Origin of the sequence: Roseibium sp. (genome assembly GCF_025698965.1) — a bacterium.
GTDB lineage: Bacteria > Pseudomonadota > Alphaproteobacteria > Rhizobiales > Stappiaceae > Roseibium.
This window is the reverse complement of sequence record NZ_JAILWL010000283.1, coordinates 1-8,445: the sequence shown is the minus strand read 5'-3', so window position 1 is coordinate 8,445 and position 8,445 is coordinate 1. Positions and strand designations below refer to the sequence as shown.

Genomic DNA, 8,445 nt, shown 5'->3' with positions numbered 1-8,445 from the left:
CCACTCCTCTGAGTGGCGTATGGACAGCAGCGTCGAGTGAATCAGGCAATCCCGGATAATTATCTCTGCTTATATAGATGGAAGCCTGGCTCGTTGCACTTGCTCTCTTTGAGAACGGAAGGGCAAATGATCGCAATTCCAAGCACCCTGCTCTACCATGAAGGACACGGTCGCCACAGCGACTGATCCCACTTCCCTTTTTGCGCAGACAGAGATGCCAATGGTCAAACTCGGATTCTTGAACATGCTTTGCAGTCCGCTGATAGTTTGTTGCCTCGAAGCATGCTGAAGCGAAGTACAATTTTCCAAGGTTGTACGTTTTGACTGTAGCGTGAAATTTTTCATTCAAGCGATCATCTCGATCGACGAAGAAAAAGGGTGCCACTAGTTGTTGCCAATTGGCAAACTGATGCCGAGGTGCTTCGGTCAATGTCGTAAAATGGTATTCCGAGAGTGGCGGGCTGCTGATAGAGGAGCGATACGTGCCAGATTTCGAACGGTGCATCTTCTCATCGTACTTCACTCGGGACAATGAGCGTTTCTTTGCTGCACGATCTAACTTGCTAGATATAGCACATTCTGTGCAGGTGAAGTCTTTATCAGAACTGGTGTCAGTTTCGATCTGAGACCTGTTAAGCGTGTTGGATTTCAGAACGAACTCACTGACGTCAACCAAAGGGCGTTTGTTCACAACGCCATCCTCTTATTTGAACTTGTTTGAAGGAACTATGTTTTTCCAACTACAACGTTATTTTATCAGGAGTTATTGTTTGACTGGTAATGTGACGAACTATCCGGTGTAGCTCAATTGAGCAAGTTTGATCTTATTTAAGCTAGTTTGAGCTTTCCAAAAGAGTGGTCTGCGGTTCACCATTCATGGTGCCGAAAAAATGTGTCCCGAGACCCCAATTAATCGGGAAGAGTCGTTTCGATCTTGACCTGAGACCCTATCCTCATTCGATTTAGCGCGGAGTCCTTCGTTTGATTGGAGTGCGACCCAACGTGCCCCCGGGACGGGCTAGAGTTTTTCGGACCAAATCAGGAACGCGGGCTGTCTGTGTGTTCTGATTTCATCAGGTCCACCGGCACGTTGCTGCCGATGGCGCCATGGGGTCTGTGTTCGTTGTAGTCCTTGCGCCAATCCTCCAACTTTTCAGCTGCATCCGTATGGCTCCGAAACCAATGCGTATTAAGGCATTCCACCCTGAGCCGTCCATTGAATGCCTCAATGAAGACATGGGTTTCCCGGCATGGAGAAGCCCGGTGTGACGCCACACTGATGGGCCTATAAGTCCAGATCACGTAATATGAACTCCGAGTCCTGATCGAGGGAATTTAGCGGGGTACATCAATCCATTCGTTACTCTGCAAGAAAGTCATGCGCTCTTACATTACTCTCGTACATGAGGGTTACCTATTGGGCTTTAGATGATTGTTTGCTCGCAACCATCGAAGTCGGTAACCCTCAGCTCGAAAACCCAGATGTCAGATCAAGTCTCAACTTCTACATATCAAACGAAGTCAGTGATTGGCCTTGCCGCGAACGTGTTCTTCTGGGGATCAAAGAAGAAACCCTTGTTGATGTCGTCGTTTGCTCCCATTTCGTCGGGTTCAAGACTTGCGATTGTGTTGATGAGGTCATGCACCCTTGAAGCTGTGAAACGCGCTGCGAGGCTGCCGTTATCGTTGAGGACTTGGATGTCCGCACCGGCTATTCCATTGCCGATGTCCTTGAAGTAATCCGTAACGGCAACCCTTCCCTCGACCCGTTTCCCATCCGTATCATGAGCTGCGCGGCTTCGAAGGATCAGGTTGTCTTCTACTCTTCCGAATTCCAAGTCATTGAGTAGCTCACCGATGGTATGTGCATCGCTGTCGCCACCACCAATTGCAGCTCCGGAAACCTGAATTACATCACCTGTTAGCGAATCTGGCCTAGCCTCAAATTCATGCAGAAGAACAATGCCTTCAGTCTTATCCTCGATCACCGCAATGTCGTTGGCAGTTGCAGATGCTGTGATTGAGGTTATTCCAATGAATTTGTTATTTTGTTCGACTTGGTGTTCTACCGTCAAGCTGGCGAAGTCTATGGATGCAACCATGTCCTGTAATTGTTCCGACAAACCATGGTCGGGGTCACTCAAGTCGAAAAATCCATTCGCTACGCCGTCGCCGTCTGTCGGATTCTTCAGGTGTGTGGCAATCCGTTTGACCATATCAGCAGTTAGTGTTGCCGTAACACTGTTGTCATCGTTCAGGATCTCGACACTGGGGCCTGAGAACGCGCCATTATCATTCTTTTTGAAATAGTCTTCAAAGGTGACATCACCCGCTAGGCGCAGTCCCGTGACATCCTTTGTAGCACGTGTTTCGATCTTGAGGTCGTCGCCGTCCTCACTAAACCAGACATCGTTCAGCAGAGTTTCCAACTTGTTCGGATTCTTGTCCGTTACATTGGCGGATATTTTAATCACATCTGTTTCGATTTCAGGGGTATTGTCCTGGAAATACTCATAAACTTCACCAACTCGCGCGTCCCCCACAATGTTGCCGGTCAGCATCTTGTCGGTGACGACAAACGCGTCATTGCCCTCGTCGCCCAGAAATAGATTTTCCGAGCCGCCAAGGTGCAATGTGTCATTTCCAGTACCGGCCGATGCCATCACATGGCTTGCGTCCTGATCGGTGGTGTAGGTGTCGTCGTCTGCCCCTCCATAAACGGCATTGCCTTTACCGCCCAGTTTGATGAAGTCTGCGCCCGTTGCCGTCTCGAGAACCGAGCCAAATCCGGCATTGAAAATAATGTCGTCGCCACCGCCGGTGTTATAGTAGTTGTAAAAACCAAGACCGAAAATGATGTCTTGTCCCTCGCCGGCATAGAAGAAGTTTCTAATCCCGGCTCCGATGATCAAGTCGACACCGTCGCCTCCGAAGAACAGGTTTTTTGTTCCAAGGCCGATAAGTATGTCGTCGCCATCCTCACCATGAACTCGGTTGAGAGAGCCAGCTGCCGCAACGATATCGTTGCCATCGTCCCCCGTGACCAGGTTTGCCGACCCAAGAGCGATCAGCAAGTCGGCGCCAGCATCACCGTTGACCCGATTGTCGTTGCCCAGGGCAACCGCCAAATCGTTGCCGTCGCCCATGGTCAACAAATTCATGCTGGCAAGTGTCACGGCAATATCATTGCCATGCCCTGCGAAGGCAACGTTGTTTTCGCCCGCCATAACGATCAGATCACCGTCGCCATGAAGATAGTTGAACTTTTGCATGTGCTCGAAAATGCCACCCTGGAATCCGTTGTCCTTTAGGCCCTTGGTGAACAGGTCGTCGAAATCAACTACAGAAAAGAGTTGGAAACGCGAAACTGCGCTACTGAACTGGGCGCCTTTCGACTCCACGTCCTCGTTTAAATAGCCCTCAGCATTTCCAAATTCTAGGTCTGTGAATACTTCCTTGAAGTCGGATCCCCAAAGCGTGGATATTCCAGCACCTACTGCGGACACCGCCTCAGTGATGGTTCCGACAATTGTTCCTCCAATCGGCGGCAGCTTGATGGCGGTTAAGAGCGAAGTTTCAAGGTTGTTCGCCCATGCATCCCGAACCGTTTTTGCTGCTCCGTCCGGGTCAATACTAGGCAGACCATCGGCGTTTGGAACGACCCCGCCAAATAATTCCCCCACGTTTCCGTTGATCGTTTTGATCCGGAAATCAACAGGCAAGAGATGATCCAAACCAAACGGTAAGAACTTGTATAGCTGCATTTTTGCCGAAACCAGCGAACGCACGTCGAATTCAAGAACATCAACGATGTTGTCGCCAAAGACGATGTTGAATTCGCCGACAGCGACGATCTTGTCGGATCCTCGTCCGCCTAAGACAAAATTCGCGGTCGATATGTTATTGACCAGATAAGAAAAGCCATCTTTGACTGCGAATGCCTGGTTTACGAAGGGAAGTTTCTTTGCAGATTTATTGAGTGCTTCCAAGGTGAAGCTTTTCTTAAAGTCTGTAAGAAATTTTCCTTTCTGTTTTTTAAATGCCTCAGATCTCGTCTTAGAAGAAGTGTAAAATGCTATTTTACTTGTTAAGCTCTTTATCTCTTTCTTGATTAGGTTTCCACTTTCGATCTCAGGTGCTACATATCCTGAGCGATCAGGGCCCGAGCGAGTGCGTTTTTTGAGCCCCAGAGCATAGGGTAGGTCTGTGGCAAGTGAGTAAATTAGCGGCCCTACGTTGGGATTGACTACGACAATGTAGTCGTTTGACGTGCCGGTGACGTTGGCAATGATATTGCCGGTTCCGACGGCGATTTGAACATCCTGACCTACTTCGACAAGGCTCTGCGTCGTAATCGGGTCGGCCATCTGGATCATGATGTTCTTGTTGCCAAGCGCAACCATATAGTCGTTGCCGAGACCCGCTTTGATTATCAGGTTTTTGTTACCTGCGGCGGCCATTCTTGCGTTACCGTGTCCCGCATGTATCAAGACGTTTCCACCACCATTCAACAGCTCGTTTCCGGCAGCTTCAGCCTTGTCTTTGTATGATGTTTTCTTAAGTTCCTTTATGTGTTTTTTGGCTTCTTTAGTGAGTTCGGCCTTCACTTCGTTTCTGGCCTTGTCATAGATGCGATGGGTCTCGCCGTTTGAAAAATAATCTCTCTCTATTGGCGTGTTGTCTACCAAGGTACTTGCGGCGATTTTTTCCTGATCATTTTCAAACGCCGCATTCCATTCGTCGCCATAATTTTCATACATGTAATCGGATGTTTTTCGATCAATCAGGGAATTGGCATACCGCCCGTGACCATAGTGTAAGAATTTTTCAATTTCACCCTTCTCGTGGTTACTTGCCGTCTTTCCATTTGTTGCGACCTCTTTTAGGTCCATCAATGTTTGGAAGAAGGTTGTGGGTGAAATCGCGACGCCGACAAAATCACCGTTGCCAAGTTTCGCCAATATGTTACGGCCGCTTGGTGTGCCGCTATCGGCAACAGAAGCCTCGGAGGCTTTACCTTTTAATTCAAACGGGTTTTTGCCAAGATGCTCATAATCGTAGGTACTGCCTGAGAACTCTACATAGCGTCCGCGTGGCTTGCCTGGGTCGACGGGTGTTTGAGGCTGGGAGGGTGTATCGTCCTTCTTGCGCCCCCAGCCGGGCATTGTGATGGCAGCCATCAGTGTGTCGGATGTGGCAACCCTGGAACCCTGTGCCGTCTGCGACATGAACTCATTGAGCGTGAGGCGCGCGCGATTTGGGGCACCCTCGGTACGCACATGTTTCAGCAAGTCGATGGCCCGCTGGCGGTCTTTTGCAAAATCCAAGGGCATCTTGTCGTGGCTGTGGGAATTCACGTCGAGCATCACGTTCCAACCGCCGATGCTGACGGCCAGCATCTGGGTGTCGAAATCACCTATTCGTAAGCTCTTCGTATTAAGGGCATTGGGAAGGGCAGCGCCCAACTCGCCGGCAGCCTTTAGCTTTTCCAGGTCCTTCTGGACATCCGCGCTTGTGGTTGTATTGGGAGTATCTTGCCCCGCCCCAACGCGGATCATCACATTGGTGGCCCCGACAGCAACGCCGGTAAAGGTGCCGTCACCCACTTGCAGTGCCATATTTTGGCTGGTTAGAAAACTGGTGATCTTTCCCAGAATACTCGTTTTACCTTCACCAAGTTGTTTGTGTCCTGCTGTTTTCAATGCGGAGTTTAGGAAATTGCCGGCATGCTGGCGACCTCCTGTCGTTGGTCGTGCCGCCGACACCAGGAAGCTGCTCATGTCTCCATGGCCAAGCTTGACTACCCAGGAACTGTGCGTTTCCTTTAAAGTTACGCCGGCATAGAACAGGTTGCCGTCGCCGTCATTGAAAAGCAGCGACTGACCGCCGGCCGAAGCACCGGTCACGTGCCCGTTTCCAACCTTGACCGCAATGTTGATGCTGCCAAATTGTCCGAACGCACTGTTTCCATCGCCGTCTCGTAGGAAGACCGAACTTGCATATAGCTTCAGGGGGACATCGAAGCCCACAAGACTATGAACAAATCCATGATGCGATATGCCAGCCTGCACTACCACATCGTGCCCTTTTCCGATTGCATACAGCGCATTTCTGAAACCAAGCATACCGGCATAGACATTGCCCTGGCCGGTCTTCACAACCAGGTTGCCTTTCCCCATCATGACTAGACCATGCACATCCACGCCGTCATGCGCGTAGGCTATGTTCGCCTGTCCCATCATCAGACCAGTAAGGCGAGAATGAGAGGTGACTTTTCCATCTTCCCCTATGTGATTGACTCCACCTTTCCCTGTGTGAACGACGATATTGGCCGTACCTCCAAGGCCAAGGCGAAGAGCGCCATGCATTTCTTTGATGATCAGGTTGCCTTTGCCCAGAGCGACAACAGTGTCGGTGCCAGTGCCTGTGACGGCCAGGTTGAACTGGCTGAGAAGTACAATGATATCGTCCCCAGCCCCGCCAATGGCAATCGCTCCGGTCAGGCGGGATGCTGTTTTCCGATCTTGTTCGTGCGGGTCTTTACCGGCTTTTTCTAGCAATTTATTGGGCAAAAAGGCTTCAACCTTATTGATGCTATCCATTAGCTTGCCCAGCATCCCTCCTTCCTTGCCAAATACTTTTTGAATTGTACGCACGCCAGTGGAAGGAGACCCTGCGATGATGACATCGTTACCTGCACCGCCAAACACCACATTCATCCGTCCCAAGGCTATTATGACATCGTTACCATCCGATCCAAACGTCACGTTCAAGGTGCCGACGACGATCTGTCCCACGCCGTTTTCGTGTTTCCATTGACCGCCGAGACCCAGCCCTGACCAGACGAATGCTGCGTCGGCAGGGTTTTTTTGTTCGCCTTCCCAGAATGTCTGAACGCCGTCGCCCTTCACATCGCCTGCGTCCTCCACATCGTCTGCATCCTGAGTATTGGCTTGCGCAGCGATACTGGAACTCAGGTCTCGTTCGAACGACAAGAAGTCATTTTCGCTCTCAGTCGCAGCTTTTTCTGTCGCTTCGGACTCCTTTATGTCCTCAACGGCCGCGGTCTTCGCGTTCTCGATCAAAGCGAAAGAGTCTTCATATTGCGCTGTTGACGCTTGCGCCTCGGCTTGCGCCAACTCTTCCTCACTCACACCTTCCAACCCGACTTCTGACCCTGTGCCGGAAGTTGCCTGTTGCGCGCGGGCTTGTGCGAAGTCGATGCCCGGTCCGGAGCCGAGGGCTACGGTTGGAGTATCCTCGACAGGATCATCATTTAGCACGCTTTCAGTTAAGCCAGATAGATCGTTCAGCGCGTCAAGCGGGTTGTGGGCAAAAGGCGAAAGGAAGCGGGCGCCCGCGCCGGCATCTACAATGCTGAGCTTGCCGATTGCAGTAACTTCGTCGAGTTCGCCCGCGCCTGCTCCACCTGTTAGTACAAGATTCTTCTCACCAAAGGCGAGCACCTTGTCGAATCCGGAACCTGCGGTCACGATGTTGCCGGCACCCGCAACAACAACTTCCGAGCCGCCATCGGAGAGCGTCACGACATTGCCCTTGCCCACCGCAACAATATTGCTGTGCCCTGAGCCTGTATTTGTTACAATATTCGCCTTGCCTGCGACCCGGGCAGTCAATCTGCCATCACTCGTATGGGTAACGAGATTGCCTTTCGATGCTAGGATCACATCGGTGTCACCGCTGGCCGAAAAGTTATTGATGACGTTCGCTTTACCCACACCGCGCATATGAATATCGGTGTTGCCACCCAGAGCATTAATGACGTTTTCTGACCCGCCACCAAAGAATGCCAATTTACCTGCTTCGGTGGTATCGATCGTCAAGATGTTGCGCTTGCCCGCACCAATGAAATCGATATTTCCCTGCTCGCCGGTGAGGGTCAACACGTTCGCGTTGCCTGCACCGATAAAGTCGATGTTGCCGTTATTGGCTGTATGTGTGACGACATTAGCCTTGCCGGCGCCTATGAAATCGATATCGCCTTGCTCGCCGGTGAGGGTCAACACGTTCGCGTTGCCCGCGCCGATAAAGTCGATGTTGCCGTTATTGGCTATATGTGTGACGACATTGGCCTTGCCTGCGCCAACGAAATCGATATTTCCCTGCTCGCCGGTGAGGGTCAACACGTTTGCCTCACCCGCTCCGATAAAGTTGATATCTCCATAATTGGCCGTGTGGGTAACGACATTGGCCTTGCCCGCGCCGACAAATAGGATATCGCCTTGTTCGCCAGTGAGTGTCACAACGTTTGCCATGCCAGCGCCAACAAAGTCGATATTTCCGTGACGGGCCGTGTGGGTGACGACATTGGCCTTGCCCGCGCCGACAAAGAGAATGTCGCCTTGTTCGCCGGTGAGCGTGAGAACGTTTGCAGCGCCTGCACCTACAAAGTCGATGTTGCCGTAATTAGCTGTATGTGTGACG

General features: G+C 51.1%; 2 protein-coding genes and 1 pseudogene. All 3 read right to left on the bottom strand.

The genetic code is table 11. The features are described 5' to 3' along the window. Positions 1-691, bottom strand: a 691-nt coding sequence (locus K5905_RS20750; RefSeq protein WP_297587196.1) for a hypothetical protein, incomplete at its 3' end; no start/stop codon positions are given. A 347-nt stretch (positions 692-1,038) separates the two neighbouring features. After that, a pseudogene (locus K5905_RS20745) lies at positions 1,039-1,330 on the bottom strand (integrase core domain-containing protein); the annotation flags it as partial. Between the two features lie 181 nt (positions 1,331-1,511). Beyond that, positions 1,512-8,276 carry a hypothetical protein gene (locus K5905_RS20740; protein WP_297587194.1) on the bottom strand — a complete coding sequence of 2,255 codons (6,765 nt, stop codon included), beginning with the start codon at positions 8,274-8,276 and terminating at the stop codon, positions 1,512-1,514. Between the last annotated feature and the right edge of the window lie 169 nt (positions 8,277-8,445).

Excerpts from the sequence above, each read along its gene's own strand:
- K5905_RS20740 (WP_297587194.1), bottom strand. The coding sequence starts at position 8,276 with ATGGCAAACGTTGTGACACTCACTGGCGAACAAGGCGATATCCTATTT.